The 26612-nt window shown below is 68.3% G+C and carries 29 protein-coding genes; 10 read left to right on the plus strand and 19 right to left on the minus strand.

The window, feature by feature from the left end; translation table 11 throughout:
* Positions 1-8: 8 nt before the first annotated feature.
* Together LCL61_RS30020 and LCL61_RS30025 are read right to left on the minus strand one after the other, a co-directional pair.
* A complete protein-coding gene (locus LCL61_RS30020; protein WP_340682874.1) occupies positions 9-1577 on the minus strand; it encodes a carbamoyltransferase C-terminal domain-containing protein in 1569 nt (522 codons plus the stop codon).
* Between the two features lie 87 nt (positions 1578-1664).
* Complete coding sequence (locus LCL61_RS30025) at positions 1665-3125, minus strand: NB-ARC domain-containing protein (protein ID WP_340682875.1); 1461 nt, start codon at positions 3123-3125, stop codon at positions 1665-1667.
* A gap of 187 nt (positions 3126-3312) precedes the next feature.
* Between LCL61_RS30025 and LCL61_RS30030 the strand changes: the two genes are divergently transcribed.
* Positions 3313-4005, plus strand: a complete 693-nt coding sequence (locus LCL61_RS30030) for a hypothetical protein (RefSeq protein ID WP_340682876.1) — start codon at positions 3313-3315, stop codon at positions 4003-4005.
* Positions 3989-4339, plus strand: coding sequence for an MmcQ/YjbR family DNA-binding protein (locus tag LCL61_RS30035; RefSeq protein WP_340688709.1), 351 nt, complete (start codon positions 3989-3991; stop codon positions 4337-4339). Before LCL61_RS30030 ends, LCL61_RS30035 begins: the two co-directional genes overlap by 17 nt.
* A gap of 311 nt (positions 4340-4650) precedes the next feature.
* Here LCL61_RS30035 and LCL61_RS30040 read toward each other — a convergent pair whose 3' ends face one another.
* The 13 genes from LCL61_RS30040 to LCL61_RS30100 form a co-directional block, all read right to left on the minus strand.
* Positions 4651-4980 (minus strand): hypothetical protein, encoded by a 330-nt coding sequence (locus LCL61_RS30040; protein WP_034319691.1) that lies wholly within the window; start codon positions 4978-4980, stop codon positions 4651-4653.
* Entirely contained in the window at positions 4977-6221 is a 1245-nt protein-coding gene (locus tag LCL61_RS30045) for a glutamate synthase-related protein (RefSeq protein ID WP_340682877.1), read from the minus strand. The genes LCL61_RS30040 and LCL61_RS30045 overlap by 4 nt, the downstream gene beginning before the upstream one ends.
* Positions 6218-7213: an asparagine synthetase A gene (locus tag LCL61_RS30050; protein ID WP_340682878.1), complete on the minus strand. Its 996-nt coding sequence runs from the start codon at positions 7211-7213 to the stop codon at positions 6218-6220. Before LCL61_RS30050 ends, LCL61_RS30045 begins: the two co-directional genes overlap by 4 nt.
* On the minus strand, positions 7210-8520 hold the full coding sequence (locus LCL61_RS30055; protein WP_340682879.1) for a methylaspartate mutase: 1311 nt from the start codon (positions 8518-8520) through the stop codon (positions 7210-7212). The genes LCL61_RS30050 and LCL61_RS30055 overlap by 4 nt, the downstream gene beginning before the upstream one ends.
* Complete coding sequence (locus LCL61_RS30060; protein ID WP_340682880.1) at positions 8517-8981, minus strand: cobalamin B12-binding domain-containing protein; 465 nt, start codon at positions 8979-8981, stop codon at positions 8517-8519. The genes LCL61_RS30055 and LCL61_RS30060 overlap by 4 nt, the downstream gene beginning before the upstream one ends.
* Positions 8978-10258 (minus strand): ATP-grasp domain-containing protein, encoded by a 1281-nt coding sequence (locus LCL61_RS30065; protein ID WP_340682881.1) that lies wholly within the window; start codon positions 10256-10258, stop codon positions 8978-8980. Before LCL61_RS30065 ends, LCL61_RS30060 begins: the two co-directional genes overlap by 4 nt.
* Positions 10255-12006, minus strand: coding sequence for an ABC transporter substrate-binding protein (locus LCL61_RS30070; protein ID WP_340682882.1), 1752 nt, complete (start codon positions 12004-12006; stop codon positions 10255-10257). The genes LCL61_RS30065 and LCL61_RS30070 overlap by 4 nt, the downstream gene beginning before the upstream one ends.
* Positions 12007-12037: 31 nt before the next feature.
* Positions 12038-13294 (minus strand): MFS transporter, encoded by a 1257-nt coding sequence (locus LCL61_RS30075; RefSeq protein ID WP_340682883.1) that lies wholly within the window; start codon positions 13292-13294, stop codon positions 12038-12040.
* 6 nt (positions 13295-13300) lie between these two features.
* Complete coding sequence (locus tag LCL61_RS30080; RefSeq protein ID WP_340682884.1) at positions 13301-14920, minus strand: class I tRNA ligase family protein; 1620 nt, start codon at positions 14918-14920, stop codon at positions 13301-13303.
* Between the two features lie 2 nt (positions 14921-14922).
* Positions 14923-15288, minus strand: coding sequence for a cupin domain-containing protein (locus tag LCL61_RS30085; protein ID WP_340682885.1), 366 nt, complete (start codon positions 15286-15288; stop codon positions 14923-14925).
* A gap of 23 nt (positions 15289-15311) precedes the next feature.
* A complete protein-coding gene (locus tag LCL61_RS30090; RefSeq protein WP_340682886.1) occupies positions 15312-16625 on the minus strand; it encodes a lysine N(6)-hydroxylase/L-ornithine N(5)-oxygenase family protein in 1314 nt (437 codons plus the stop codon).
* A gap of 59 nt (positions 16626-16684) precedes the next feature.
* The gene (locus LCL61_RS30095) at positions 16685-17941 is read right to left on the minus strand and encodes an ATP-grasp domain-containing protein (RefSeq protein WP_340682887.1); all 1257 of its coding nucleotides are present in this window, start codon (positions 17939-17941) and stop codon (positions 16685-16687) included.
* A gap of 104 nt (positions 17942-18045) precedes the next feature.
* A complete protein-coding gene (locus LCL61_RS30100) occupies positions 18046-18531 on the minus strand; it encodes a helix-turn-helix domain-containing protein (protein WP_340682888.1) in 486 nt (161 codons plus the stop codon).
* A 91-nt stretch (positions 18532-18622) separates the two neighbouring features.
* Here LCL61_RS30100 and LCL61_RS30105 point away from each other — a divergent pair, with 91 nt between their 5' ends.
* Positions 18623-19189: a dihydrofolate reductase family protein gene (locus tag LCL61_RS30105; protein ID WP_340682889.1), complete on the plus strand. Its 567-nt coding sequence runs from the start codon at positions 18623-18625 to the stop codon at positions 19187-19189.
* A gap of 172 nt (positions 19190-19361) precedes the next feature.
* Here LCL61_RS30105 and LCL61_RS30110 read toward each other — a convergent pair whose 3' ends face one another.
* Entirely contained in the window at positions 19362-19769 is a 408-nt protein-coding gene (locus LCL61_RS30110; RefSeq protein WP_340682890.1) for a VOC family protein, read from the minus strand.
* A gap of 162 nt (positions 19770-19931) precedes the next feature.
* Here LCL61_RS30110 and LCL61_RS30115 point away from each other — a divergent pair, with 162 nt between their 5' ends.
* Genes LCL61_RS30115 through LCL61_RS30125 form a run of 3 tightly spaced genes read left to right on the plus strand, consistent with a single transcriptional unit; the run spans position 19932 to position 21338 of the window.
* The gene (locus LCL61_RS30115) at positions 19932-20621 is read left to right on the plus strand and encodes a GNAT family N-acetyltransferase (RefSeq protein ID WP_340682891.1); all 690 of its coding nucleotides are present in this window, start codon (positions 19932-19934) and stop codon (positions 20619-20621) included.
* Between the two features lie 31 nt (positions 20622-20652).
* Entirely contained in the window at positions 20653-21132 is a 480-nt protein-coding gene (locus LCL61_RS30120; RefSeq protein ID WP_340682892.1) for a DUF2975 domain-containing protein, read from the plus strand.
* The gene (locus LCL61_RS30125) at positions 21132-21338 is read left to right on the plus strand and encodes a helix-turn-helix domain-containing protein (protein ID WP_034319648.1); all 207 of its coding nucleotides are present in this window, start codon (positions 21132-21134) and stop codon (positions 21336-21338) included. The genes LCL61_RS30120 and LCL61_RS30125 overlap by 1 nt, the downstream gene beginning before the upstream one ends.
* Here LCL61_RS30125 and LCL61_RS30130 read toward each other — a convergent pair.
* A complete protein-coding gene (locus LCL61_RS30130) occupies positions 21335-22654 on the minus strand; it encodes a cytochrome P450 (protein ID WP_340682893.1) in 1320 nt (439 codons plus the stop codon). The two genes, LCL61_RS30125 and LCL61_RS30130, sit on opposite strands and share 4 nt — an antisense overlap.
* 70 nt (positions 22655-22724) lie before the next feature.
* On the opposite strand from LCL61_RS30130, the gene LCL61_RS30135 reads away from it, so the two are divergent.
* On the plus strand, positions 22725-23342 hold the full coding sequence (locus LCL61_RS30135) for a UdgX family uracil-DNA binding protein (protein ID WP_340688710.1): 618 nt from the start codon (positions 22725-22727) through the stop codon (positions 23340-23342).
* Position 23343: 1 nt separating this feature from the next.
* Here LCL61_RS30135 and LCL61_RS30140 read toward each other — a convergent pair whose 3' ends face one another.
* Together LCL61_RS30140 and LCL61_RS30145 are read right to left on the minus strand one after the other, a co-directional pair.
* Positions 23344-23535: a hypothetical protein gene (locus tag LCL61_RS30140; RefSeq protein ID WP_340682894.1), complete on the minus strand. Its 192-nt coding sequence runs from the start codon at positions 23533-23535 to the stop codon at positions 23344-23346.
* 84 nt (positions 23536-23619) lie between these two features.
* Positions 23620-24582 carry a TIGR03557 family F420-dependent LLM class oxidoreductase gene (locus LCL61_RS30145; RefSeq protein ID WP_340682895.1) on the minus strand — a complete coding sequence of 321 codons (963 nt, stop codon included), beginning with the start codon at positions 24580-24582 and terminating at the stop codon, positions 23620-23622.
* Between the two features lie 111 nt (positions 24583-24693).
* Here LCL61_RS30145 and LCL61_RS30150 point away from each other — a divergent pair, with 111 nt between their 5' ends.
* The 3 genes from LCL61_RS30150 (at position 24694) to LCL61_RS30160 (ending at position 26328) form a co-directional block, all read left to right on the plus strand.
* Entirely contained in the window at positions 24694-25026 is a 333-nt protein-coding gene (locus LCL61_RS30150) for a plasmid stabilization protein (RefSeq protein WP_125674595.1), read from the plus strand.
* A 64-nt stretch (positions 25027-25090) separates the two neighbouring features.
* Entirely contained in the window at positions 25091-25543 is a 453-nt protein-coding gene (locus LCL61_RS30155) for an anti-sigma factor (protein WP_340682896.1), read from the plus strand.
* Positions 25540-26328 carry a SigB/SigF/SigG family RNA polymerase sigma factor gene (locus LCL61_RS30160; RefSeq protein ID WP_340682897.1) on the plus strand — a complete coding sequence of 263 codons (789 nt, stop codon included), beginning with the start codon at positions 25540-25542 and terminating at the stop codon, positions 26326-26328. The genes LCL61_RS30155 and LCL61_RS30160 overlap by 4 nt, the downstream gene beginning before the upstream one ends.
* The last annotated feature ends 284 nt before the right edge of the window (positions 26329-26612 follow it).

Raw genomic sequence — 26612 nt, forward strand, 5'->3', positions numbered from 1 at the left:
CAAGGATTTCAGGAGGCGCGCGGGGTCACGAACGTGTCGTTGATGACGTAGCCGTCGAGGCCGTACGTCTCCCCGTACTCGATGAGATCGCTGGTGCGGTTGAGGAAACCGCGCCCGTTGTTGTTCAGCGAGGTGTTGCACAGCACGCTGAACCCGGTCTGCTCACGGAACGCCTCGAGCAGGTCGGTGATACCGGCGTTGCGCTCGCGCGTCACCGTCTGGGTGCGCGCGGTGCCGTCGACATGCGTGATGGCCTTCAACTCGTCGGAGGTGACGTGGTTGAAATACAGCATGTACGGATCCTCGACCGAGCCGACGAACCACTGGGGAGCGTCGGATTCCAGCGCGATCGGGGCGATCGGGCGGTAGTCCTCGCGGCGCTTGATCTTGTTGAGCCGCACGGTGGTGTCCACGGTGAACGGCGCGGCGAGGATCGACCGGTTGCCCAGCGCCCGCGGGCCCATCTCGTACCGGCCGCGCGCCCAGCCGATGATGTTGCCGTCCTTGAGATACTTCGCGACCTCACTCGCCACGAGCGGCCGTGTCTCGTACTTGGCGGGATCCGGGACGACGTCCTCGACGAAGTTCTCCCCCGCGTAGACGTCCCATTCGATGGTCGCCTGCCCGGTGTAGAACCATTGCGCGTCGATGGCCGTGCCCAGTGCGGAACCGCTGTCGTTGGGGCACGGCGGTACGAACACCGACGAGAACAGGCCGCTCTCCCGCCACAAGCGGTTCCAGTCGCAGTTCAGGCCGCAGCCACCGGAGATCAGCAGTGGCAGACCTTCTGTCAGGTTCTTTTCGGCGTAGTCGTAGAACCGGTCGAAGATCGCCTGCGAGTGCTTCGCCGCCGCGTTGCGATATTCCTGCGACCAGACACCGGCGTTGTACAGATGGGACCAGGACATCTCCTCTTTGGACAGACCGAGGATGATGCCGTCGCGGTCGAGGATGAAGTCGATCGTCTTCTGCTCCTCCGGCGTGAGCGGGCCCGGCTCGGCGAATCCGGTCAGCGCCATCTGCTTGCCGGCGTCGTTGAACCGGAACTTCCCCTTGCCCAGCGGGAAAACCGGGTCGGCCAGCGCGAAGAGATACGCGTACTTCGCGCCGGGGTCGGTCAGGACATGCTGCAGGTGCGTGGCCTCGCCGCGTTCGTCGATCCGGTAGAAGTCACCGATGTTCCCTTCCCACACCAGGGAGTAGTACGCCTGGCCGGGCGCCGCGGGGGCCATCCCGAGGGAGGTGTAGATATGCGAGCGTTCGTGGGTCGAGGAGAAGTACCGCACGTCCTTGCCGAAGAACTTGCCCGCCTCGTCGGAGATCGCGCCTTCGCCGACACCGAAGTATCCGGTGCGGGACGGCGGTTCCACCGAGAACTCTCCCTTGACCCAGCCGCCGAGCGCGACCACGTCGGGCTGCTTGTCGAGCATGCCCGCCGCGCGCGCCATCAGCTCGCCGGTGATCCGGTCGTAGCGCGGGTAGTTGTCCTTTTCCGACTCCAGCGCGAACAGCAGCTTGCCGTCCTCGATCGCCACGATCCCGCCATCGTGACCCTCTTTCATCGACAGAATCAGCATTGTGTCACCGAATTTCGCTCGCCTTCATTCGTCGACTCATTCAAGCCGCGCGGCCCGTTGACCGGAAGCGCCGCGCGGGGAGAACAATCAACCTTCGGACGAGCCACCCGGCAGCGTGCGCACCGCCTCGTGGCGCAGCGATTCGAACGCGTTCTTACGCGTCCTGCGGCCCGCCATCGGGACGGCTGCGGCGAACGGGCCAGGTTCGCGTTGCCGCTCGGCGGCGAACGCGCTGACCAACCGGGACACCGCGTAGCGCCCGGCCACGTTGGCACGCTGGAGAAGTCCGGCGTCCACCACGGATTCGAGGAGTTCGTCGGCGGTCTCGATCATGATGCCCATCGCGGCGGCGATGCCGATCGACGTCGTCCAGCCCGCGCCGCTCTGCCCGAAGTGCCGGATGGCCTCCCGCTCGGTGGGCGACAGATGGTCGTACGCCGCGGAGAACCGGTCCCGCACGTTGACGTCACCGACACAGAGGCTGTCCATGAGCCGTTCGCGATCGGCGAGCTGGCCCGCGGTGTACGCGATCGCCCATTCCGGGCGCGCGGCGATCTTGCGGCCGACGATGTTGACCGCCAGCGGAAGATCCCCGCACAGTTCGGCGATCGTGTCGGTGGCGTCGTGCTCCGCCCGCACCCGGCCCGGTCCGGCGATCCGGCCGATCAAGGCCAGCGATTCCTTGCGGGAGAACGTATCGAGCTCGATACGGTTCGTGTCCTCCAAGCCGAGCAGCCGGGCGCGGCTGGTGACCACGACCTGGCTGTGCGGGGTCTGCCCGAGCAGCGGCCGCACCTGACCCTCGTCCCGGACACCCGTCAGGAGCACGAACAACCTGCGTTCCGCCAGCAGGGACCGGTACAGCCCGATCCGCTGCATCGGATCGTCGGGCACCAGATGGGCAGGCACGCCGAGCGCGCGCAGGAACCCGCGCACGATCCCGTTGGCCGAGCGGCCCCCGGAGCCGCTGTCGCCCAGCTCGGCGTAGAGCTGCCCGTCCGGGAAGTCCGCCGCGACCTCTTCCGCCAGCCGCAAGGCGAAAGCCGTCTTCCCCACCCCGATCGGGCCGCTGACGAGCAACGGCACCTTGACCGGCCCGCTCGCGCCGATCATCTCGGCCGCGTCGGCCAGATCCCTTTCCCTGCCGACGAAGGTCCTCGATGCCATCGGCAGCTGAGCCGGACGGGCGAGGCGGATGACGCCGGATGCCGTCGCGTGCGCGCCGTCCGGCGGAGTGTCCGCCGGCGCGGGCGCACGATCCTCCCGTGCCTCGGCGCCGGCCCCCGGCTGCCCGGCGACGCTCCGCCAACGTCGTTCCCACACCGCACGGTCCCCACCGCACGCGGAGACGAACGCCAACGTCACGGCGAGCGTCGGCAAGCGGTGGCCGCTCGCCGCGCTGGACAGTACGGAAGGTGCGAACAGTGCGGTCCTGGCGAGTTCCCGGTAACTCGGGTTTCCCGCCCGGTTCCTCAAAACGCGCAGATCGTGAGCGAATGCGGCGATCGGACCAGTGGAGCCGTCCAACGGTCGCTCGGGTCTGCCCATGCCCTCTCCTCCCCTGGATGGGGTAACGCAATCGCGCTGCGTGACCGCCATCCTTGTGACCTTCCTGACCACAACCCTAAAGGACCAATGAAGGATGCAGCAGATACAAATAGGTGACTCAATGTACAAAGTCCAATAGTTGGACGCGGAAATTCACCCCCTTGGTGGCACCGGATAGGGTTCGCCCATGTCTGCTCCCCTGCCCCCGCTCGCCGAACTTCGGCGGGCCGCCGAAGTGTTCAACGGCTTCGCGAATGTGGACACCTCTTGGCTTCGGCTGCTGGAAGAAACGCGGTCCGCGATCGACCTGTCACAGCCCGCGCATCGCACAATTCTTCTTCGCTGGCTGAACTCGTGGGGATGCCGTATCCGTTACCCGCGGGACGGCGAACCCGCCCCCTTCGACGACGGTGTCCGCACCTGGTGGGAGACCTGGGGGACCACTCTCCCGTCGGCCGACCTGGCCGGCTTGACGGACGCGGAGATCGACACCGCCGCGAAGGCCTACGCGGACCTGTCAGGTGTCGTCGTCGCAGCGGGACGGACCAGGCGTACGCTGGGCCCGACCGCCGCGGCCAAGGCGCTGTATGCGTTGCGGCCCAACACGATCATGCCATGGGACGCTGCCATCGCAGCCACCCTCCACGGTGCCCGTGACGACGCCGCGTTCGGCGCGCACCTGCGGCTCGGCCGCGCGTGGGCCGCCGCGGTGATCGCCGAGGCGGGGAACGACGGGGCGGAAATCCCCGCACTGGTGGGCAGGCCCGTGTCACTGGCGAAGATCCTCGACGAATACCTTTACGTCGCCTTCACCATGGGCGCCAAGGGTGACTGGGGAACAGACAGCGGAGAATGGTGGAAAAATGGTAACCGGGGATGACGTCAGACGGATCGTTTCAGACCTGCCTCGCGCCTATGAAGCGCTGGTCCGCGACCGAGCGAAGTTCCGCGTGGGGCGAATCGTGTTCCTTTCGCTCTCGCCGGACGAAACCGTGATGGGATTCGGCTATCCCAAAGAGGAGCGGGAAGCACTGGTGGCCGGCGAACCGGAGAAGTTCATGATGCCGATTCCGTCCGATATGCGCTATCAGTGGGTCCGCGTCCGGCTGTCCGCGATCGATTACGAAGAGTTACGAGAACTGATCGTCGACTCGTGGCGAATGTGCGTGCCGAAGAAGGTCTGGACGGAATACCTGGAAAAGAACCAGAGCTGAACCACTCCTTTCGGCGTGCGCCGTTCAGCCCTCTCGCTTGCCCTTTTCGGTCGCGTGAATTCGCCTTTCGGGCGACGAACGCGGGTAGAAATCCGGTGCCGCCCGAGGCGATGTCCGTGAAGGCCTCCTTCCCTACCCTGAAGGTAGGCAAGGAGGCCTTCACCACCAGCCGGGGTTCTTGCGCGGCACCAGCCCGAACGCGACGCGAAAGTGGCTTTCGCGACATGATCGCCGGGTTCGCACTCCGAACGCGCGTGAAGGCCCCCTTCCCTCGGCTGAGCCGAGGGAAGGAAGCCTTCACGCAAAACGACCTACTCGGCCACCTCTTCGATGGCGGACGTGCCGCGGGAGCCGGGATTCCCGTACCGTTCCCACACCTCGTTCAGCCGGATCCGCCCGTCCGGCAGGAACTCCGGCGTGTTCGTGCTGTGCCCCGCGATCACCTGACCACTGGCCAGCACCATCGTGTAGGCCATGTCGATCGTCCCGTCCTCGCCGCACTTCCCGGTCAGCGACCCGAGCCGCACACCGCCGCCGGTCAGCTCGGCCCACACCAGGTCGTCCTTCTGCCGGTACAGGGTGACCGGCGCGTTCGGATCCGTGCTGACCTTGCGGAACCGTTTACCGTCGTAGTTGATCATTCGTTCTGCTCCGTCCAGGTCGGGAACCAGAGGTCGTCCGGGGTCAGATCCGCGAGGTCGTACTTCCCGAGCGCGCTGGTGAGCAGCCGCAGCTCGAGTTCGAGGCAGCGCACCAGCCGCACGAGCCCTTCGGCCGCGTCCTCGTCGACGGCGAGCAGCGCCGCCCGGCCGAGGCCGACCGCGGAAGCGCCCATCGCCAGGCACTTGAGCGCACGGGCCCCTTCCCAGATCCGTCCCGACACCAGCAACGAGGCGTCGTGCTTGCCGACCCGGCGCAGGCATTCCACCAACGGCAATCCCACTTGGTCGAGGAAGACCGACGGCGCCCAGCCGGTGCCGCCCTCGGCACCGTCGACGGTGACGGCGTCCGCTCCCGCCGCCCACGCGACCCGCGCGGCCTCGCCGACGTCTCGGCCCGGATGCAGTTTCACCCAGGCCCGGGCCCGCGGGTAGTTGTTGCGCATCAGGTGGATCTGCTGGCGCAGGATCTCCCCGGTGAAGGTGCCGGGGCTGCTGGAACGCAGCACCATGGCCTGTTCCTTACCGAAGGCTTCGTCCACTGTGTACTGTTCGGCGATCTCGCCGGCGGCCGTGCGCGAGAGCACGGTCATCCCGCCCAGCCCCGGTTTGGCGCCCTGTCCCACCTTGAGCTCGAACGCCAGCCGCCCGGTCTCCAGCAGTTTCGTCGCGGACGGGTCGCTGTAGACGAGGTTCCACACCTCCGCGTCGGCGTCTTCGGTGCTTTGCTGCACGACGACACCGCCCAGCCCGTCCGGTACGGCGTCGGCGTACGCGCGGATCCGGCCGAGCAGGCCGTCTTCGGCGCTTTCGCCCATCCGGCCGTATCCGTGCATCGGCACGACGTTCTCGCCGATCACCATCGGCATCCCGAGCCTGCCCGCCTGTTCGCTCGCGGCGATCCCGAGCCCGCTGCCCGCCACCTGCGTGGAGCCGAACGCGCACAGGAACACCGGCGATGGCGCGGTGAACCCGCCGAGGACGGTCGACAGCCCGACATCGCCGTACACCGGTTCACGCGCGAGGTCGAACATCTTCTCCAGGCGCCGCGGGACGAACACCGGCGGCACGATCCGCGCGCGGTCGAGTTCATCGGTACCCGAGTCGACGTCCGCGCCGAACAGCGACCGGCCGTATCCCGCGACGTCGGGGAAGATCGCCGCGCTGCCTTCCCGTGCCCTGGCCCGGATCGCGTCTTCGGGGAGCTGCCGCGCGGTGATCACGGCGCCGCGATCCCTGGCAGCTTCGGGTACGCGTTCGCCTGCCAGATCGCGTCCAGCCCGGCGATGTACCGCGTCACCCGCTCCAGCCCCATCCCGAAGCCCGCGCTCGGCGGCAACCCTTCGCGCGCGAGGTCGAGGTACCAGGCGTACTTCGCCGGGTTCTCCCCCGTCTCCCGCATCCGCTCGATCAGCCGCCGGTACTCGTGCGTGCGCTCGCCGCCACTGCAGAGTTCGCCGAACCCGTCCGAGGCGATGAGGTCGAAGTTCCGCAGCACCCCCGGTTCGGTGCTGGACTCGCCGTCGGTGAACCCGCGCGAACCCTTGGGGTAGTCGACGATGAAGAACGGCCGGTTCGTCTGCTCCGAGATGATCCGCTCGCCCTGCCAGTCGATCTCCGCGTCGGCGCTCTGCCCGTGCCGCAGGCCCTGCAGCCGCGACACCGCCTCGCGGTGCGTCATCCGCTCGAAATCCTCTTCCAGCAGCGCCGTGAACGCTTCGGGATCCCGGCCGAGCGTGGAAAGGTCCACTTTGGACTCTCGCAGGGTGTGGGCGACCACGTGCCGCAGCAGGCCCTGAGCGACGTCGAGGACCTCCTCGCGGCTCGCCCGCGCCACTTCGACGTCGATCTGGGTGAACTCGACCAGATGCCGTCCGGTGGTCGAGGTCTCCAGCGGCTCCAGCCGCACGTTCGGGGCGACATAGAAGATCTTGTCGAACGCGAGCAGCGAAGCCTGCTTGTACAGGATGACGCTGGTCATCATCTTGTACTTGTGCCCGTAGTAGTCGACGTCGACCTGCTTGGCCCCGCGGCATCCCGGGTCGGTGACCGGCCCGATCAGCGGCGGTTGCAATTCCACGAAACCGTTCATGCCGAGGTATTCGCGGGTGCCCGCGGTGATGCTGTTCTGGATGCGCAGCGCCGCCTGCGTCACCGGCGACGTCAGATGCTCGCGGGTGCCCGGCGGCAGCGCCGCGGCCGATGGTCCGGTCATGTCCTACTCCCCTGTGTCAGTCGGTTCACGGGCTCGATTCCCGGCAGCCCGTACTTCTCGTCGAACGACCGCTCGACGTAGCGGAGCGCGTCCAGCAGATCGCCCGAGGTCATCCGCCGTTCCGCGGGCAGGTCGACGAGGTCGCCCAGCGGCATCGCGCCGATCCGCTGCCACTCCAGGCGGCCGCCGGCGTCCAGCCGTCCGCGCGCGCGGCCCGCGTTGTCCGGATGCAGGCAGAACGGGACGTCCAGCTGACCCCGCGCGAACGCCGTGACCAGCGCCCTGCCGAGGTCGGTGTCGAGCGAAAGAACGTTGTCCACCAACGCTTTCGCCTGCGCGTGGATCCCGGTGTCACCGAGCCTGCCGATCCGGGACACACCCCGCGCGGCCTCGGCGGCGTGCTCCAGCGCGGTCACGTTCTCCGCCACGGTCGGCAGCCGGTGCGCTTCGGCGGTGGTCTTGACGATCAGCCTGCTCGCGCCGGTGCGGGCGGCCAGCCGCGCGGACTCCGCGATCAGCTCCAGCGCGCCGCCCGGGGTCCTCGGGTGGACGCCCATGTAGCCGTAGATCACCACATGCGTCCGCGCGTGCGGCACGTATTCCGCGATCAGCGCGTGCAGCGCGGCGACGGCCTCCTCGTCCTGCCCGGCGTGGGTCTGCTGCGCGTAGCTGAAGGACAGGCAGCGGATCCCGTGCCGCCAGAAGAACATCCCCTCCAGCACGCTCAGCGCGACCAGCAGCGCCGGTGGGCACAACTGACCCATCATGCAGCCGCCGAAGGTCTCCAGGTGCGGCTCCAGTTCGGGACCGCGGGCCTCGGCCAGCGTTTCGCACGAGCGCCGCCAGTTGTCGACGGCCGCCGAAAGCGGCATGCGGCTGTACGGCAGGCAATACGACACCGGACCGCCCTCGGTCGCGTGCAGCCCGAAGTCCAGCAGGGACCGGACGATCCGGCGGGGGTCCGCCGAACCGTGCCGGACCTGCACCGGGAAGTCCCCGGTCAGCACGCCGTCGAGCAACGCCGTCGTCGTCGCGGGATCGTGGTCGACGAGCGGGTACCCGTTGAGATCGGCACCGGCCGCCAGTGCCGCGCGAGCCGCCTCGTGGTCACCGACCCTGGTGTAGCTGTCGATCGTGATCGTGCCGACCGTCGCGGCCCGCGCCGCCCTGGTCGCCAGCAGTCCCCGGGTCATCCGCCCCGGATCGGCGAACCCCATGCGGGGCTGGACGACCAGGTCACCCCTGGCGTGGTGGCGCGCGACCACCTCGCCGAACGAATGTCCCCGCCGCGGGGTGAGCACGCTCATCCGGCGCCCAGCGGGACACCGGGGTTGCGCACGGACAGGGTGCGGAGGAAGGTCCGGAACGGCGTCAGCCCGCCGGAGTCCTCGAACACCGCGTCGAAGCCGGCCTCCAGCAGCCGCGCCGCGTTGCTGCCGCCCGTGACGTCGAGCTTCCCGCCGATGACGACCGGCATCGTGACCAGCTCCGCCCGCGCGCGGAAGGTCTCCATCAGCCGGACGCCGTCCTGACGGCCGTGCCCGTTGAGGCTGCTGATCACCAGCAGGTCCGGCCGCCGGGTGACGCATTCGCGCACGATCGTCGCGTCCGGGACGCAGGCGCCGAGGTTGGTGACCCGGCAGCCCAGTTCCTCCAGCAGCAGCTCCAGGTACACCAGGTTCCAGGTGTGCGCGTCGGACGAGAGCCCGGTGACGAGCACGTCGAGACCGGCGTCCGGGAGCGTGGGCTGGACGGCTTCGATGGTCATGGTGCGGCGCTCTCCCTCTCTCCTCGGTCCGGCCGCACGTCGATCTCGATCAGCGCGACCGCCTCTTCGGCCAGGCGCGACGCCTCCGCCGGGCTGTCCGCGGTCACCATCAGATCGCCGACTCGGTCCCACGAACTGCGCAGCCCGTCGAACCGGTCACCCGCCGAAACCCCGACGTCGCACAGGAACACGCCTTCGGCCTGCGACGCCTTCTCCACGCCGCGCACGTCCTCGATGAGACCGGGCTCGATCGAGAGGAACCGGACCGCGGCGCCGCCTTCGGCCTTGCGCGGCAACACGTCCACGACCGGTTCGTCCTTCATGACCGAGAAGTAGGCGCGGTTCAGTTCCACCGGATAGGCGCGCTGGATCAGCTCGATGATGCCGTCGCCCGCGAACCGGCCGGCGCATTCGACCAGGTACGGGACGCCGTCCGAGACGATCCACTCACAGTGGACGATGCCGGTGCGGAACCCCGCCGCCGCGGTGAGCCGCCGGGTCTCCTCGGTCAGTGTCGCGGTCAGTTCGTCCGGGATGTCCGCGGGGACGATATGCGCGAGCTCGATCGGGCGCGGCCCGGGGAACAGCCGCTTGCCGGTGACGTTGGCGAACAGCGGCTCGCCGTCCCGTAGCAGCATCTCGACGCTGTATTCGTCGCCCTCGACGAAGCTCTCGGCCAGCATCTTCAGTTCCATCGCGCGGTCCGGGACGAAGATCCCCTCGTCCTGCACGACACAGTTCGCCCACGCCTGCTCGGCTTCCGCCGGGTCGGTGAGCACCTGTGTCCCCACCGACGCCTGCCGGTTCGCCGGCTTGAGCACGGTCTTCCCCGGATGCCGCGCCATGAACTCGCGGACCTGCGCCGGGCTTTCGACGCGCGCAGACGCCGGGTTCGCGATCCCCGCCGCGCGGCTGACCAGGCGCAGCACCGCCTTGTCCCGCAGGATCTGCGCCGCGCCGAACCCCGCACCCGGCAGGCCGTAGCGCTCCGCGAGCCGGGCCGCGAACGGGGTCGCGTACTCGGTCAGCGGGACGACGGCAGCCGGATCGAGGTCGTGGTGGACGTGGTAGAACTCGTCCGCCTTGCCGGGCAGGTGGAATTCCCACTCGATCAGCTCGCGCACCAGCGCCGAACCGGCCACCGTCGTCCGTGCGTCGCGTTTGCGGACGACGTCGGGTTCTTCGACGAAGATGACCGATCCGTCCGGCTGGAAATCCTTGATGGACGAACCCAGCGCGGCGGCCACGAACCCGACCAGCACCACCGGCCGCGTCATGACTCGTCCTCGACGTAATACCAGTTCTCCGGATTGATCAGGCCGTACGGGTTGATCGGCGAGAACCCGCGCAGGTTGCCCGCGACCTCGAACAGCCGCCGCGGGAACGTCGGCATGAAGATCACCGGAGCCTGGTCGGCGATGTACTCCTGGTACTCGTAGAGCGCTTCGAGGGAGTCGGTGGTGACGGTCTTCGCGATCAGCTCGTCCGCCTTGGCGTCCCGGTAGTTGCTGAAGTTGCAGGCGGCGCCGCTCTGGAAGAGGTTCTCGCCGGTCGGGTAGTTGTAGACCCAGCCGCCGCCCCAGCAGGACAGCTGCCACATCCGCTTCTCGCCGGGGCCGTCCTCCGCCACCAGCACCGACCCCATCACCTCTTCGAGGCGGATCTCGATGCCGGCCTTCGCCGCGTCGTCCCGGAACTGCGCCATGAGCCGCGCCAGCGACGGCCGCCCTTCCCAGTAGCGCAGGGAGAAGCTCAGTTCGGTGCCGGCCGGGATGCCCTCGCCCGCTTCACCGGGGCCGGTGCCGGGCCGGACGCACACCGCGGGTGAGGCGCTGACGTCCCAGCCGTTGTCGGCGAGCAGCTGCCGCGCCTTCTCCAGGTCGAACGGCCAGAACCCGCCGCGCTCGGCGATCTTCGGCGAGACCAGGTCGCTCTTGGGCAGCACCGGGATCGACCCCGTCTGGCTCCAGCCGTAACCCTGGTAGACCTCGCGGGCGCCGTACTCCTGGTCGAAGCAGCTCTGCAACGCCTGCCGGACGTAAGGCTGCCTGATCATGTTCCCGGCGACGGTCGGGTTGCTGAAGTTGACCGCCATGAAGTTGATGTTGAACAGGATCTGCGGCTCCAGCTGGAAACCGTCGCCCAGCGGGTTCGGCCCGCCCTTCGTCGGGTCGCCGTCGGGCTGGACGCCCATCCCCGGTGGCAGGAAGCCGACCTGGACGTCACCGGACTGCAGCAGTTCGTACTGCTGCTCGTCCGACGTCGTCGAGACCTGGCGCAGCTCGTCGAGATGCGGCGGATTGGGCCCGCTGTAGTGCTCGTTCGGGACGAAGGTGACGACACCTTCCTCGGTGTAGCTCTTGAGCCGCCACGGCCCGTTCACGACACTCCACACAGGACTGCCGGCCCAGCGCGTGCGGTGCGAGTTGTCCTCCTCGACGACGTCACCGTTCTCCGCCATCAGGAACTCGTAGACCGCTTCCGCCTGACCGATGTCGTGCGTCGCGTCGGCGGGCCCGGCCGCGGTGCGGTCCCACGCCTTCGGCATCGGCGTGATCATGGTCAGCTGGTTCAGCAGGACCCAGTTCTTCGAGTACGCCTTGTCGAAGGTGAAGCTCACCTTGTCGTCGGCGACCTTCTCGAACGACACCAGGTTGTCGGGGAAGTAGCCCTCGGAGTACGCGCCGAACTTCGGCCCCTTCACCTTCAGCATGTTCATCCAGAAGATGACGTTGTCCGCGCAGACCGTCTCGCCGTTGGACCACTTCCACGGTTTGATCCGGACCGTGCAGGTGCGGCCGGTCTCGTCCCACACCGGCTCTTCGCCGACGCTGAGGTCGTAGTCGATCTCCGGCGCGCCGTCCCGGCCCAGCCAGTACAGCGGCCGGTACATCAGCATCTGGAACTCGTAGAGGCTCCGCACGCCGAAGCGCTCGCCCGGGGTGAAGGGGAAGATCACCGCGGGCGGGAACCCGGGCAGGCAGGCCCAGGTCGCCACGCCGCCCTTGATCGGCTTGTCCGTCATGACTTTCGCTTCCTCCGAATGTCGGCCGCGCTCAGGCGGCGGTCGCCTCGAGTACCTCGGCCGGCCGCTTCTCCTGCGCCGACAGCGGTTTCGCCAAGCTGAAGTAGGTGCCGATCACGATCGCGCCCTGCAGGATCGCCAGCCCCCAGAACGCGTAGGGCACGGTGGTCGCGTCCGCCAGCGCGGACAGCCCGACCGTCGCCCCGACACCGAGCCCGAGTCCGAGGGCCTGGGTGCTGCCGAAGATCCGGCCGACCCGCTCCTCCGGACTGGCCCGCATCAGCAGCGTGCGCGCCGCGATCCGGCCCTGCGCGAAACAGAAGCCGGCGAACGGGATCGCCGCCATCAGCGCGATGTAGTGCAGCGGCTGGATCGCCAGGCAGATCAGGTTCCCGAGCGTGCCGAGCACGGCCAGATGGATCCCCTTGAACCGCTTGCTGACCTTGCCGTACGCGGCGGCGCCGACGATGAAGCCGACCCCGGCCAGCGCGTCGACCACACCGATCATCCACGCGCCCTGGTCGAAGGTCTGCAGGATCAGCGTCGTCAGGATGACGTTGGCGACCATCAGGCCGATGTTGCCGTTGGCGTAGAGCAGCGCGAGCCGCTTGATCGGCTGGCGCACGGGTGCTTCGACCCGCGCCGACGGGTCGGTGGCCGTGGTCTCCTCGGTCACCGGTGCCTTGGCGGGTTTGCGGCCGATCGCGTAGACCAGCACGGCCGACAGGACGAAGCTCAGGGAGTTGAAAACGAACAGCGGCGTGGGGCCGAACCAGATCACCAGGAAGCCCGCGAGCGAAGACGCCAGCAGCATCCCGGAGTTGCTCGCCATCTCGAAGTGGGAGTTGAACTTCCCGAGCCGCTCGTCGCGGATCCGTTCCTTGATGAGGCCGTTGCTGGCGGGCATGAACAACGCCGCGGTGCACGCGAGCATGAAGTTCGCTATGTACGAGCCGAGATTCGCCGGGCCGCCGATCCACAGCCACACCGGCAGCGCGAACGCGGTCATCGCGCTCACGAGGTCCGCCGCCACGCACAGCATCCGGCGATCGACCTTGTCGACCAGCTTGCCGAACAGGACCGCGAGCGCGACCTGCGGGATGGACACGGCGATGAACAGCCAGCCGACCGCCAGCGTGGTCTGTTCGGCGTGGAAGACCAGGATCGCGGCGGCGGTGATCTGGAACGCGTTGCCCGCCGTGGTGATGAATCCCGCCGGGACCAGGAGGCGTTCGGCGAGCCGGGAACTCCGGACCGCGTCGGCGGAGAGGGTGCTGTCGAGTGACATGGGGTGTCAGACCTCGCTCGTCGGAGGGAATTCCAGTGGTGGCACGGTGAAGGCCGTGGTGTGCGTGACGTCGAAGGCGGCCGCGGTGATGCGGGGTTCGAACCCGCCGGCTTCGGTGGCACGCTCGGCGAGGTCGATCAGGATCGGCGAGGCACAGCCGATCAGCGCCCGCAGTTCGAGGAAGAGGTCACCGAGCCGGGCGCGGAGCATCTCTTGGTCGAGGTTGCCCTTCAACGTGCGTTCCGTCGCCGCGCGCAGGCGTTCGACATGCTGCACCACCAGATCGGCGGCCCGGCTGAGGCTGAAGTCCTCGAGTTCGTAGTTCAGGGCGAACCGGGAGACCATCGCCGCCGCGCGTTCGGTGGCTTCGGTCGACACCGGAAGCGAGCCGTTCTCGCCACCGACCTCGGCGGTGAGTTTCGCCAGTGTCTCGGCGAGTTCGTTCCAAGGCGTGACCAGCCGCTCCCCCGCGACCTTCTCCAGCGCGGCACGGGAGAAGTTGGTCCGCGCGAACTCGGGAGCGGTGAGGTTGAGATGGAACCGCGCGATGTCGCGGGGCACCTCGGCCGCCAGCTCACGGGCCCAGACCACGTGTCCCTTGCTGGTGGAGAACTTCTCGTTCTCCAGTTCGTAGAACTCATTGACCAGCAGGGTGTCCGGGAGGACGTAGCGGCCTTCGAGGGCGATCAGTTCGGCGACGTGGACGACGCCCCAGGTGAACAGGGGGTCGAACCCCATGAACACCACGACCCGCGCGTCGTTCTCCGCGAGCCAGGCGTCGTCGTCGGCGACCTTCGGCTTCCCGTTGCGCCGCAACGCGTACTCCGTGCAGTACATCGAGGCGGGCATGCCCTCGACCCAGGCGTTGAGCCGTTGCCCCGGGGTCTGGAGGAACGGCGCCGGCAGGCCCCATTTCACCGGGTACGTGATCGCGAAGTCGGGCAACGGCCCGGACAGCAGTTCCCGCATCAGCCCGAGTACGTGCGGCCGCCACGCGGGGCCGCGTTCCTCGTAGTAGGCGAGGAGTTGCTCGCGGTACTCCGAGACCGGGAAGACCATGATCTCGGTCTCGCGGTAGGTCACCTCGTCGGCCGGGTCGAGCACCGAGTACGGCTCGATGAGCGCGTCGAAGTCGATCGGGTGCCCGCAGCCCTCGCAGAACCCGCCGCGGCTGTCGGCGAGGCACGTCGGGCAGCCACCGCCGACGAAACCCTCGACCAGGAACTCGCCCTTGCTCTCGCTGTACGGCAGCCGGACTTTGCGCAATCGGAGCTTTCCCTTGTCGTACAGTCGTTTGACGTAGTCGTAGACGAGTGCCTTGTAGCCTTCGTCGGTCGGCGAGAAGCCGTCGACCTCGACACCCATCGCCTTGAACGTGCGCTGGATGTTCTCGGTCGACTGCTCCACCAGTTCGGGCGGCGTCAGCCCGACCCGGGCCGCGCTGGTGACGAGGTAGGTCTGGCTGTCGTCGGTGCAGGAGGCGAACACGGCCTCGCGACCCGCCGCGCGCAGGTACCGCCGGTGCACGTCGGCACCGAGGTACGGGCCGGCGATATGCCCGATGTGCAGATCCCCGTTGGACGTCGGAGGGCCACCGATGATCACCACCGGTCGCGTGTCGGCCATGGTCACACCTCTTCCGTGTGCCGGGCGGCGAACTTCGCCGTCATGTCGGAGTCCCACCAGATCGCGTACATCTCGAAGTCCTCCGCACCGTCGTTGAGGATGCGGTGCTCGGTGCCGGGCTGGTGGAACTCGATGTCGCCGGGCCTGAAGGCGCGGCGCTCTCCCCCGGACTCGACGACCGCCTCGCCGCTGACGGCGATGAAGATCTCGTACTCGTGGTGGGAATGCGCACCCGTCGCGCCGTGCGCCGGCACCGTCACCCAGGCGCCTTCGAACGGCGCGTTCAGCGCCGCCCACGGCAGGAGCCGCTGGCCGTAGGCGCCGTTCTCGAAGACCATCTTTTCCCGCTCGAGCGGACGGATCTCCATGACTTTCTCTTCCTTCTCGTGGATCAGCGGGTGGCGACGATGGGGGCGGTTTCCGAAGTCGGCTGCGGTGGCACCGAAGGGTTTTCGCCGCGGTGGGCGAGGATGTCCTGCAGGATGTCGTTGGCCCGCGGGGCGAGGACGCTCAGCAGCGAGTCCGCGATGCCGTGCGTGGCCTCGTTGACGCCCTGGAGGTACACGGCCGCCGTGGCGGGCTGGTCGATCTCCAGCCGGTAGTCGCGGGTCACCTTGATCTCCGACAGGCCGATCGACTTCGCGATCTCCTGGACCATCCTCGGCATCTCCGGGGAGAAACCGGTGCCCAGCAGCAAGAGATCGGTCCGCAGTTCCTGGATCTCGCCGGTGCGCCGGTCGGTCAGCTCCAGCACGATCTCGTCGCCCTCGTCACGGGCGTCGGTGATGTCGTTCATCGTGATCATCTTGAGCCGGGAACGGCCGGAAAGACGGTCCAGGTATACGGAGCGGTAGAGCGCGTCCATCGTGCCCGGCGCCAGCCCGGAGTAGTTCGTGTGGTGCATCTCCTTGAGCATCTGCTCGCGTGCTTCCGGCCGTGCCTCGAAGAACTTGTCCACATGGGACGGGAAGAACAGCTCGTTGTTGAACTTGCTGCTCTCGTAGTAGTTCAGGCCGATCGAACGCATCACCATGGTCGGCTTGCATTCGGGCAGGTCGGCCTGCACCGAGCTGAACAGCTCCGCCGCGCTCTGCCCGGCGCCGATCACCGCGACGCGGTACGGGAGGTCCTTGCGCAGCTTCGCGATCCTCGGCAGGTACTGCGTGCTGTGGATGACGCGATCCTGGTTCACCGTCCGGAGCAGGTCGGGGATCCGCGCGTCCCGGCCGGCGCCGACCACCAGGTACCGGCTGCGGATGACCTCGCCGTCGGCGACGTGGGTGTCCCAGCCGGTGAGTGTGCCGTCCGTCCACACAGGAGTGATCTCGCGGCATTCCCGGCCGCGTTGCAGGTTCACCAGGGAAAGCGAGTCCGCCGTCCACTTGAGATAGTCGGCGAGCTCGACCCGGTACGGGACGAAACTGCCCATGTTCACGAATTCGTTGAGCCTGTTCGTGGCGTGCAGGTAGTTCAGGAACGAGAAGCGGCTGCGCGGGTTGCGCAAGGTCACCAGGTCCTTCAGGAACGAGACCTGCGACAGCGCCTCCGGCAGGAGCATGCCCCGCTGCCAGGAGACCTCCTCGTCCCGTTCGAGCAGGACCGATTCGCGGGCCAGTCCGGGCGCGAGCTCTTCCAGTGCCACTGCGAGCGCCAGGTTGGACGGTCCTGCTCCGACTGCGAGCAGCTCGACATCACGGTTCGCCATTTGTTTGCTCCGCCATCGTTGAGAGTGCTGGGAAGGTGTGCTGCGGTGCCGGTGCGCGGTCAGGCGCCGGCGGCCACCGAGGGCAACAAGGGGTGCGCGGTCAGCCGGACCTGGGCCATCGCCTTGTCCAGCACCGCTTCGCAGTCTTCGGGGTCGGTGCCCGCGCAGATCACGTACGCGTGCCGCGAGATGAACTCGGCCGGCGGCAGCCGCAGACGCGCACCCGGCTCGACGAGTACGTCGGCGGCGAGGATTCCGTTGTCACGCAGGGAATCCGGGACGGACACGGACTCGACGACGCAATCCTGTTTCGGGTAGCCGAACCGCACGCCGACCCATCGGGGTTCGGCCTCGTGCGGGAGGTGCGGACGCATGCCGAGTGCGACGTCGACCGCGGCCGCGCCCGGGTCGACCCCGGTCGCGAACTTGGCGAGCAACGGGATCAGGTCCCCGCCGAGCCTGCCGTTGATCTCCACGATCACCGGTCCGCGTCCGGTGAGCTTGAGCTCGGTATGCGTGATGCCGTACCGGAAGTCGATCGCGCTGTGCGCGCGGGCCAGCGTCGAGCGCAGGGCCGGGTCGGCGAGCAGTGCGTCCGCGGAGCTGACCAGGTGGCCGAGCTCCTCGAAGTACGGGTGCATGCCGACCGTCTTGTGGGCCACGAACATCGGTGTGTACTCACCGTCCACGACGGCGCCGTCCACACTGATCTCCGGACCGCTCAGGTACTCCTCGACCAGCGCCCCACCCTTGTAGGCGGGAGAGCCGCCGAAGCTGGCGTCCTCCGCGGTCCGGAACGCCTTCCGCACCGCCTCGGCATCTTCCGCGAGGCTGACGCCGATGCTCGCCCCGCCCCCGCGCGGCTTGACGACGACCGGATAACCGATCCGTTCGGCCACGCGGACGGCTTGGTCGTCGTCGTGCACGAACCCGAAATCGGGCTGCGCGACGCCGGCCGCGGTGAGCGTCCGGCGGCTGAACCACTTGTCACGGCAGCCTTCGATCGCGGAGATCCCGGCACCCGGCACCCCGAGTTCGTCCGCGACATGCGCCGCCGCGACGATCAGCGCCTCGTCCCAGGACACCACGCCGAGCACCGGCGTCGTGGCGTGGAGCGCACGGGCCGCGGCCAGCACGGCGTCCTGGTCCTGCGTGTCCAGCACCGTGGCGCCGGTGATGTAGCGCTCCTGCCACGTCGGCTCGGTCCCGGTGAACAGCCACAAGGGATGCCGATGCCCGGCCGACGCCAACAGGTACTCCCGGTACGGCCGCATCCCGCAGCCGATCACCAGGACAACACCCTCCGCTGAGCTCATTCCCTCTCCCCACCAGCCCGTCGCTCCGTCGCGGGCTACTACATCCCGGGGGCGGGTTGACCGGAACCCTTGATTCGGGAAGAACAATCAACGAGGGCGTGGCTTCACAGGGCCGCTTCGTACGCGGCGGCGAGGCGCTGCAGCACGCCGGGGCCGTCCTTCTCCGGCGCCGGCTCGCCGAGGTGGACGACCCGAAGTTCGGCCATGAACTCCGACCACAGTTCCGGCCCGCCCGCGGCGAGCAGTTCGGCCCGCACCCGCAGGTGCTCGGTCGTCGGACGATGCTCGATACCCCAGGCCCCGAGGTGCGCGAACACGGGTACCAGCTGGATCGACGCCTCGGTCAGGCTGTACGCGGCCCGTTTGCCGGGCCCGGCGTCTTCGCGGGTCAGCAGGCCGGCCTTGACCAGCCGCTTCAACCGGTCCGCCAGGATGTTGGACGCGATCCCCTCTTCGGATCCGGCGAGCAGCTCCCGGAAGTAACGCCGGGTGCCGAACATGATGTCCCTCAGCACGAGCAGGCTCCAGCTGTCGCCGAACGCCTCGACCGCGGCGTTGATCGGGCAGCCGGAACGGGCGGGTTCCGCCATCCCTTCACCTCCACCAGAAGTGGTTGCAATCTACCATCGCTCACTTTATCGTGGACCGCTGATTGCAGAACGCAAGCACCAGGGGGCCAGGATGCTCGAACCACAGACCGCGGACGGGAAAGTGCTGTGGCACTTCACGATGTCCCTCGACGGCTTCGTCGCGGACCCTGGCCACGGCATGGACTGGATGACCGGCGTCACTTCCCGGCCGGGCCTGATCGACGAATACGCCACGACCACCGGCGCCGTACTCGGCGGACGTGATGGCTGGGACGCCTACCCCGACCCGAGCGGTATCTACGGCGGCGCCTGGAAAGGGCCACTGTTCGTCCTGACCCACCACCCCGAAGACGCCACGCCCACGGACGGGGTGACGTTCCTGAACTGCGGCGCGGACGAAGCCGTCCGGATCGGGCTGGAGGCGGCGAACGGGAAGAACCTCGAGGTGTTCTCGCCGGACATCGGCCGCCAGTTGCTCGCGCTCGGGTTGATCGACGAGATCGATCTGCACATCGCGCCGGTCCTGCTCGGCGACGGCATCCGGCTGTACGACAACCCCGGTGGGACACCGATCCACCTCCGCGGACTCGGCCGGGAAGACCCGCGAGGCGTGCTCGACGTCCGGTTCCGGCCTGCTGATCGCGCGCCCCGGTCGTGAGTGATCGCATGACTGGCCGGACGACACGCGGCGGCACCCTGGCCACGCGCGTGTCGTCCATCCCGTCACGCGTGTCGTCCACCGGATCACGCGTGTCGTCCGGTCAAGCACACGAAACCGCCGGCATCGGCGCTGACCTCGTGACCACCGACGCGAGCAGGGCTGGACGTCCCTAGGACAGAATGATGTTCACCATCCACGAGATGCCGAACCTGTCGACGCAGGCACCGAATTCGTCGCCCCACATCTGCTTTTCGAGAGGAACCGAAACGGTGCCGTCGGCGGAGAGCTTCTCCCAGTATCCGCGCAATTCCTCGCCGTCGTCGCCACTGAGGCTGATCGACACATTGGTGCCCGGATTGTGCTCCATTCCCGGCGGCGTGTCCGACGCCATGATCGTGTAGCCACTCGGGGAATCGAGCTGGCTGTGCATGATCTGGTCCTCCGCCGGCGTTCCGGCCATACCGGACTCACCGAACGTATTCAGCGTCAGTTCTCCGCCGAACACCGACTTGTAGAACTCCATGGCCTGCCGGGCGTCGCCGGCGAAGCTGAGGTAGGGATTGAGACGGGAAGCCACTGGAACGCTCCTTCCGGTCGGGTCACGAGCATCCTGGCAGACCCCCTCCCGGTGCGACAACGGCTGGACTACGGCCGGGCGAATTCCTTCGCACAACGAAAATTCAACCCCGGCCACCGAAGGCGGTGAGCGATTTCCCGAATGCCGCTTCAGGGTCCACGTATGCCCGCGTTCCGGATCCACCCCGCCACGGCCGACCGGTTCGGCGACGTCGCGACGATCCTCGATCCGAACGGGAACGACCGCGCCTGCTGGTGTCTCGCCTACCGCGCGAAACCCGCGGACTACAGCCGGTTGCGCGGAGACGAACGCGCCGAGCACGTCCGAGGCCTGTGCGCGGCGGATCCCGCGCCCGGCGTGCTCGCCTACGACGGCACCACCCCGGTCGGCCGGTGTGGCGTCGGGCCGCGCGCGCACCTGCACCGTATGACGCGTTCCCGCACGATGCCGCCGATCGATGACGCTCCGGCGTGGACGGTCGTCTGTTTCGTCGTCCGGTCCGGCCATCGCCGCAAGGGCGTGGCGCACGCGCTGCTGGACGGCGCGGTCTCCTACGCCCGGGCGCACGGCGCACCCGTCATCGAGGGCTATCCCGTCGATCCCGGCGAGGGGCGGATCAACTCGTCCGCGGCACACATCGGGACCATCGGGCTGTTCGCCGCCGCGGGGTTCGAGCTCGTCGCGCCCGACACCGTCCGGACGTGTCGCGAAAGCCACTTTCGCAACCCCTCCCAGGGCGCGTCGCGACCGCCGCGCCCCGAACTAGCCCGAAGGGCCCTTCGCCGCGTCAGATGCGGCGAAGGGCGCCTCCAGCCCACCCAGCCGCATCGAAAACCGAGAGCTACCGATTGACTTTCGATAGATAACGCACGAAACTCGATGCATGATCACAGGGCAACGGGCGGTCGCGCCCCTCCGAGTGTTCCTCGTGCTGCTGTTCGGGGTCCTCGTCCTCTTCCAGACCATGTCCCTGCCGGGGCAGTTCGCGCACATGGCACGGCAGGACCCCGAAATGGCGTACCTGCGCTGGCCCGCGACGGCGGTCTCCGTCTTCTGGGTGCTGTGCGTCCAGGTCGTGGTCGTCGCCACCTGGCACCTGCTCACGCTGGTCAAGAAAGACCGGATCTTCACCGAAGCGTCCCTGAGATGGGTGGACGCCATCGTCTGGGCCATCCTCGCCGGTTGGGTGGCGCTGGCGGGCGTGTTCCTCTACGTCGGCTTCAACGCCGAAGACCCGGGCCTGCCGCTGCTGTTGTTCCTCGCGTTGATCGGCGTCGCCGTGCTGGGCCTGCTCATGGTCGTGATGCGCACGCTGCTACGGCAAGCCACCACCCTGCGGTCCGACCTGGAACAGGTGATCTGATGCCGATCGTCGTCCGTATCGACGTCGAGCTGGCCAAGCGCAAGATGAGTGTCGGCGAATTCGCCGAACTCGTCGGGCTCACCCCGGCGAACGTGGCGGTGCTGAAGAACGGCCGCGCCAAGGCCGTCCGGTTCAGCACCCTCGAAGCGATGTGCCGGGTGCTCGAATGCCAGCCCGGCGACCTGCTCGAATGGGTCGAGGACTAGTCCGACACCGTCGAGAACTTCAGATGGAAGTTGTCGAGCGTCGCCGGCAGCGGCCGCTCCGGCCCGAGGACGGCACCGGAGACCAGTTCGAAGCGCCGGTCCTTGATCAAATGCGCCAGCATCGTGCTCGCGCAGAAGAGCACGAGATCCCGGCCGGGACAGATGGCCGGTCCGGCGCTGAACGGGACGAGCGCCGGATTGGCCGCCGCGCTGCCGTCCAGCCAGATCCCGGGTTCGAACCGGTCGGCGTAGGGCAGGGATTCGGGGTCGCGGTGGAAGAACGGGGTGAAGATCAGAACCGTGGTCCCGGCGGGTCCCCAAGCGGTCTCGGCCGTGCTCTCGCGCAGCAGCGCGGGCGTGGTCGGCCACAGCCGGACCGATTCGAGGGCGCAGGCACGCAGGTACGCGAAGTGGCCGGGCGCGGTCAGGTCGGCGGCCGCGACCTCTTCGTCGGCACGTTCCCGTGCGCCGGGGTGGGTGGCCAGCAGCGCGAGCGCGCGGAAGGTGACGATCCCGGCGGCGTCGAACGCGAAGAGCCAATGGGCGACCTGGTCGGCGACGACGTCCATCGTCCGCTCGCCCGACGGACCAGCCGACGCGATGGCTTCGGCGAGGCTGCCCGGTTCCGCCCGTTCCAGATGGCCGATGAGCCGGGTGCGGAACTGATCGTGGAGCCGGTCTCGCCGAGGGTGCGCGTACGCCCAGTTCGCGTCCTTTCGCAGGCGGGCGAGCGCGTCGGTGAGACCGTCGTCGCCCGCCGCGGACTCGCCGAGCGTGACCCGGCGGACCATCCGCCACCAGGCCACGTTGAAGGTGTCCCAGTCCAGCGTGCCGCCGTCCCAGAGTGACACCGCCTCCTCGGCGATCGCCGCGGCGAAGGGCGCGGCGAGGTCATGCAGCGGCTTCCCCGGTTCGAGGACGTCCTCGTTGAACCGGCGGCGCGGCGCGCGCTCCGTCGCGTCCGAGATCAGCACGCCGTGCGGCTGGAAATGTCCCAGCGCCGCCCGCTTCTCCTTGGTCGACGGGCTGAACGGGACCGGCGCGGCGGCGAGCACCTCGCCGACGTCCTCCCCCGACAGCGCCAGGTCGATCGTGCGACCGGGCACCCGCAGCCGCAGCGGGCCAGGACCGTAGTGGGACCGGAGCCGCCCCAGCAGCCGCACGGCAGCGCGGTCGAACTGGAGTTTCTGCGCCGCTGCCATCCCCAGCGGCCGCCGTTTGATCACCCCGCCGGCGAGCGTGGGCAGGACGACCCGCAACGCGACGCGCACGGTGTCCTGGACGGAAGCGGTGGCCGGTTCGGTCGAAGTCGCCATACCCGGGGCTACCCGCCGCGGCGTGCGCATAACCGGTTTGTCCCACGTCCGGGCGGGGAATCCGGCCGCCATGGCGACCAAGGCACCCGGCGCGGATCCACCCGAGACCACGGATCTGGACAGGCTTCGTTCGGCGGCGTCCGGCTGCCGCGGCTGCGATCTCTACCGCGACGCCACCCAGACCGTCTTCGGTGAAGGCTCCCGCACGGCGGAGATCATGGTCGTCGGCGAACAACCCGGTGATCAGGAGGATCGGCAGGGTGCCCCGTTCGTAGGGCCCGCCGGAAGGCTGCTCGACCGGGCCCTGGACGAAGCGGGTTTCGACCGCCGGAAGATCTACGTCACCAACGCGGTCAAACATTTCAAGTTCAAGCGGGACGAACGCGGCAAACGGCGGATCCACAAGACACCGTCCAAGACCGAGATCGTCGCCTGCCGTCCGTGGCTGCACGCCGAACTGGCGGCGGTGCGTCCGGAACTGCTGATCTTCCTCGGCGCGACGGCGGCGAAGGCGCTCCTCGGCGATGACTTCCGCATCACCCGGAGCCGCGGCGAGCGGATCGACCTCGCCGAGTTCGCCACCACCGCGGTCGCCACGGTGCACCCGTCCGCGGTGCTGCGCGCGCCGGATCGCGACGAGGCCTACCGGGCCTTCGTCGCGGATCTCGTGGCGGCGCGCGACCTCTGAATCACGCCACTTCGGAGCTGCGGCCGCCGTCGTGCAGGCCGAGCATGTCCAGCAGGGTCGCGCAGTCTTCGGCGCTCGTCGCCCGCGAAGCCACGGCGAGCGCCGCCTTACGACGGATCGCCTCCTGCTCCGGCGTGTCCTGGCCTTCCGGCAGCAGGTCCGGTACGGGATGAAGGCCGAGTTCGTTGCTCATCTTGTCCCCCTTGGCTGAAGGATGTGTCGCTCTGATACCCGCGGTCCGCGGGTTTGAACACGGGTGACTCCGTTCGGGTGTGAATCAGCTCCGCAGGGCCGGGAGCAGCGTGTCCTCGGCGAAGCGGAGGAAGCCTTCCTGCTGGTCACCGCCGATCTGGATCAGGGCGAGGTCGGTGAACCCGGCCGCCTCGAACTCGCCGACCTGCTTCACGATCCGGTCGGCGTCGGGCCCGCACGGGATCGCCTCGGCGACGTCCTCCGGTTTGACGTACTGGGTGGCCCCGGCGAACCCCGCGGGCCCCGGCAGTTCGGCGTTGACCTTCCAGCCGCCACCGAACCAGCGGAACTGCTCGTGCGCCCGCCGGATCGCGGCGTCGCGATCCTCGCCCCAGGACACCGGCAGCTGGGCTATCTTCCTGCTGGGCGGGCCGAGTTTGGTCGCGTCCCACTCCCGGCACAGCGACCCGTCCGGCTCCACCGCGATCATCGCGTCGGCGATCGGCGCGAACCGGGTCACCGACTGCGGCCCGGACACCGCGACCCCGATCGGGACACGCTGCTCCGGCAGGTCCCACAGCTTCGCGGAGTCCACCCGGAAGTGGTCACCCTTGTAGTTGAAGTAGCCGCCGTCGAACAGCCCGCCGATGATCTGGACCGCTTCGGCGAGCATTTCGTGCCGGACGTTCGCCGGCGGCCAGCCGCGTCCGACGACATGTTCGTTGAGGTTCTCACCCGCGCCGAGGCCCAGGGTGAACCTGCCGTCCGACAACGCCTGGACGGTCGCCGCCTTCTGCGCCACCACCGCCGGGTGATAGCGCATGGTCGGACACGTCACGAAGGTCATCAGTTCGACCCGTTCGGTGCTCTGGGTGACCGCTCCCAGCACGCTCCACGCGTACGGCGAATGCCCCTGCTCGTCCAGCCAGGGCGAAAAGTGGTCGCTCATGACCTCGAAGTCGAACCCCGCCTTCTCCGCTCCGGCGGCGTATCCCACCAGGTCCTTCGGTCCGGCCTGTTCGGTCATGAGGGTGTAGCCGATGCGCATAGAAGCCTCCTTCGCGTCCGCCCCCCGCGTACCCGCCCATCGCCGGGATCAACCGGACGTTTATCCGGCGAATCGAACGGGGTACCTGACCGGGGGAAGGAAGGAGCCGCGATGCCGCAGCAGGCTTGGAGCGACAAACGAGAACGTCAGTACGAACACATCAAGGACTCGGCGAAGGATCGGGGCGCGAGCACCGACCGGGCCGAGGAGATCGCCGCCCGCACCGTCAACAAGAACCGTGCGCAGGCAGGCGAGTCACGCGAGGCCAGCCGCACGTCCCTCCAGGACATGTCACCTCAGCGGCGGGGTGGCAAGCGCTCCGGGAACCGGTTGGGGCCGAACGGCCCCACCAAGGACCAGCTCTACAACGAAGCGAAACAGCGCAACGTCGAGGGCAGGTCGAAGATGTCCAAAAAGGAGCTTCAGCGAGCCCTGGGCCGTTGATCACGCGTCACGCGGCGGAGCACCGCCGCGGTCACCCCACGGCCACGGACGGATGGGTTTCGTAATGGATGCACACGGACGGGGCGGCCTCACCCCCCAGACCCGATCGGGATCGGACGGTCTGTCCGACCGGGTCGAACTCCGCCTTCCCGCCGAGGCGGAGCAGATCCCTCTCGTCCGCACGCTCACCCATGGTGTGGTGGCTCGTGCGGACTTCGGCTTGGACGCCATTTCAGACGCGAAGATGGCCGTCGACGAAGCCTGTTCCCAACTTGTCCAGCCCGCTGAACTGGGAGCCGTTCTTTGTTGTGTCTTTCACGAGATACCGGAAGGAATCGCCGTCTCGATCTCGACCCGGACGAGCAGGCCCTACCTGCCGAGCGAGACGACTTTCGGCTGGCACGTCTTGACGACGTTGACCCACTCGGTGCGGGCGCGGTGCGAACCGATTCCCGGCGAAACAGGGGGCACGACGACGATCGACCTCGTCCTGGCCCCGGGAACGAGCGACGGGTGAGTGGCGAGCGAAAGGCACTCACCCGGCAGGCGGACGACTACGCCCATTGCGAACCGCTCTTCGAGGAGATGGCCTCCCTGCCGGAGGATTCCCGGCGCCGCCGAGAGCTGCGTGCCCACCTCGTCACCGAACTGCTGCCGCTCGCCGAGCACATCGCCACCAGGTTCTCCGGCCGCGGCGAGCCTCGCGAAGACCTGGTCCAGGTGGCGCGGATCGGCCTGATCAACGCGGTCGACCGATTCGACCCCGGCCGTGGGCACGACTTCCTCTCGTTCGCCGTGCCCACGATCATGGGCGAGGTCCGGCGGCATTTCCGGGACACCGGCTGGTCGGTCCGGGTGCCGAGGCGGCTCAAGGAGCTCCACGTCTCGCTCAGCCAGGGCACGGCCGCGTTGTCCCAGCGTCTCGGCCGCGCGCCGACTCCCACCGAACTCGCCGAATACCTCGGGCTCGAGGTCAACGACGTGCGGGAAGGACTGCTCGCCGGCCAGGCGTACCAGACGTTGTCGGTCGACAAACCGGTCCACGACAACGCCACCGAGGCCCTCTCGCTCGCCGACACGATCGGCGAGGAAGACCACGAGATGGCGCTGGTGGAAAACCACGAGGCGCTGCAACCGCTGCTGCGGGAGCTCCCCAAGCGGGAACGCGCCATCCTGGTGATGCGCTTCTTCGGGGGCTATACCCAGACGCAGATCGCGGAACGGATCGGCATCTCGCAGATGCACGTTTCACGGCTCCTGTCGCAGACGCTGGACCAGCTGCGCGGGAAGCTCTCCGAGTAGCGCCGGCCTTTCCAGGCGGATCACACGTGATCCGCCTGGAAACACGCGTGTTCCGGCTCCAGGCACAAGGACCAGACAGCACGTGAAGGTCCCTTCACTGCACCGGATGCCCAGAAGGCTCGCTCGACAAGTCGGCTATCCGCTGCTCAAGCCGGCGCCGAATGAGGCTCGGTACAGTGGCCGTTCCCGACTGTCCGTAGAGGACAATTTCAGGACAGCCGTGACCGATTTGGGCGCTTTATAAAGAGGTCGCGAGTGGTAAAGAGGGTGAGAACCCTCTTTAC

This window comes from Amycolatopsis coloradensis, from assembly GCF_037997115.1.
GTDB classification, from domain to species: Bacteria; Actinomycetota; Actinomycetes; order Mycobacteriales; family Pseudonocardiaceae; genus Amycolatopsis; species Amycolatopsis coloradensis_A.

Excerpts from the sequence above, each read along its gene's own strand:
- LCL61_RS30070 (WP_340682882.1), bottom strand. The coding sequence starts at position 12,006 with ATGACGGACAAGCCGATCAAGGGCGGCGTGGCGACCTGGGCCTGCCTG.
- LCL61_RS30065 (WP_340682881.1), bottom strand. The coding sequence starts at position 10,258 with ATGACGCGGCCGGTGGTGCTGGTCGGGTTCGTGGCCGCCGCGCTGGGT.
- LCL61_RS30125 (WP_034319648.1), top strand. The coding sequence starts at position 21,132 with ATGCCGATCGTCGTCCGTATCGACGTCGAGCTGGCCAAGCGCAAGATG.
- LCL61_RS30060 (WP_340682880.1), bottom strand. The coding sequence starts at position 8,981 with ATGACCATCGAAGCCGTCCAGCCCACGCTCCCGGACGCCGGTCTCGAC.
- LCL61_RS30080 (WP_340682884.1), bottom strand. The coding sequence starts at position 14,920 with ATGGCCGACACGCGACCGGTGGTGATCATCGGTGGCCCTCCGACGTCC.
- LCL61_RS30155 (WP_340682896.1), top strand. The coding sequence starts at position 25,091 with ATGGATGCACACGGACGGGGCGGCCTCACCCCCCAGACCCGATCGGGA.
- LCL61_RS30055 (WP_340682879.1), bottom strand. The coding sequence starts at position 8,520 with ATGAGCGTGCTCACCCCGCGGCGGGGACATTCGTTCGGCGAGGTGGTC.
- LCL61_RS30115 (WP_340682891.1), top strand. The coding sequence starts at position 19,932 with ATGCCCGCGTTCCGGATCCACCCCGCCACGGCCGACCGGTTCGGCGAC.
- LCL61_RS30075 (WP_340682883.1), bottom strand. The coding sequence starts at position 13,294 with ATGTCACTCGACAGCACCCTCTCCGCCGACGCGGTCCGGAGTTCCCGG.
- LCL61_RS30040 (WP_034319691.1), bottom strand. The coding sequence starts at position 4,980 with ATGATCAACTACGACGGTAAACGGTTCCGCAAGGTCAGCACGGATCCG.
- LCL61_RS30150 (WP_125674595.1), top strand. The coding sequence starts at position 24,694 with ATGCCGCAGCAGGCTTGGAGCGACAAACGAGAACGTCAGTACGAACAC.
- LCL61_RS30085 (WP_340682885.1), bottom strand. The coding sequence starts at position 15,288 with ATGGAGATCCGTCCGCTCGAGCGGGAAAAGATGGTCTTCGAGAACGGC.
- LCL61_RS30050 (WP_340682878.1), bottom strand. The coding sequence starts at position 7,213 with ATGACCGGACCATCGGCCGCGGCGCTGCCGCCGGGCACCCGCGAGCAT.
- LCL61_RS30025 (WP_340682875.1), bottom strand. The coding sequence starts at position 3,125 with ATGGGCAGACCCGAGCGACCGTTGGACGGCTCCACTGGTCCGATCGCC.
- LCL61_RS30145 (WP_340682895.1), bottom strand. The coding sequence starts at position 24,582 with ATGCGCATCGGCTACACCCTCATGACCGAACAGGCCGGACCGAAGGAC.
- LCL61_RS30035 (WP_340688709.1), top strand. The coding sequence starts at position 3,989 with ATGGTAACCGGGGATGACGTCAGACGGATCGTTTCAGACCTGCCTCGC.
- LCL61_RS30120 (WP_340682892.1), top strand. The coding sequence starts at position 20,653 with ATGATCACAGGGCAACGGGCGGTCGCGCCCCTCCGAGTGTTCCTCGTG.
- LCL61_RS30135 (WP_340688710.1), top strand. The coding sequence starts at position 22,725 with ATGGCGACCAAGGCACCCGGCGCGGATCCACCCGAGACCACGGATCTG.
- LCL61_RS30020 (WP_340682874.1), bottom strand. The coding sequence starts at position 1,577 with ATGCTGATTCTGTCGATGAAAGAGGGTCACGATGGCGGGATCGTGGCG.
- LCL61_RS30100 (WP_340682888.1), bottom strand. The coding sequence starts at position 18,531 with ATGGCGGAACCCGCCCGTTCCGGCTGCCCGATCAACGCCGCGGTCGAG.
- LCL61_RS30095 (WP_340682887.1), bottom strand. The coding sequence starts at position 17,941 with ATGAGCTCAGCGGAGGGTGTTGTCCTGGTGATCGGCTGCGGGATGCGG.
- LCL61_RS30130 (WP_340682893.1), bottom strand. The coding sequence starts at position 22,654 with ATGGCGACTTCGACCGAACCGGCCACCGCTTCCGTCCAGGACACCGTG.
- LCL61_RS30105 (WP_340682889.1), top strand. The coding sequence starts at position 18,623 with ATGCTCGAACCACAGACCGCGGACGGGAAAGTGCTGTGGCACTTCACG.
- LCL61_RS30090 (WP_340682886.1), bottom strand. The coding sequence starts at position 16,625 with ATGGCGAACCGTGATGTCGAGCTGCTCGCAGTCGGAGCAGGACCGTCC.
- LCL61_RS30030 (WP_340682876.1), top strand. The coding sequence starts at position 3,313 with ATGTCTGCTCCCCTGCCCCCGCTCGCCGAACTTCGGCGGGCCGCCGAA.
- LCL61_RS30140 (WP_340682894.1), bottom strand. The coding sequence starts at position 23,535 with ATGAGCAACGAACTCGGCCTTCATCCCGTACCGGACCTGCTGCCGGAA.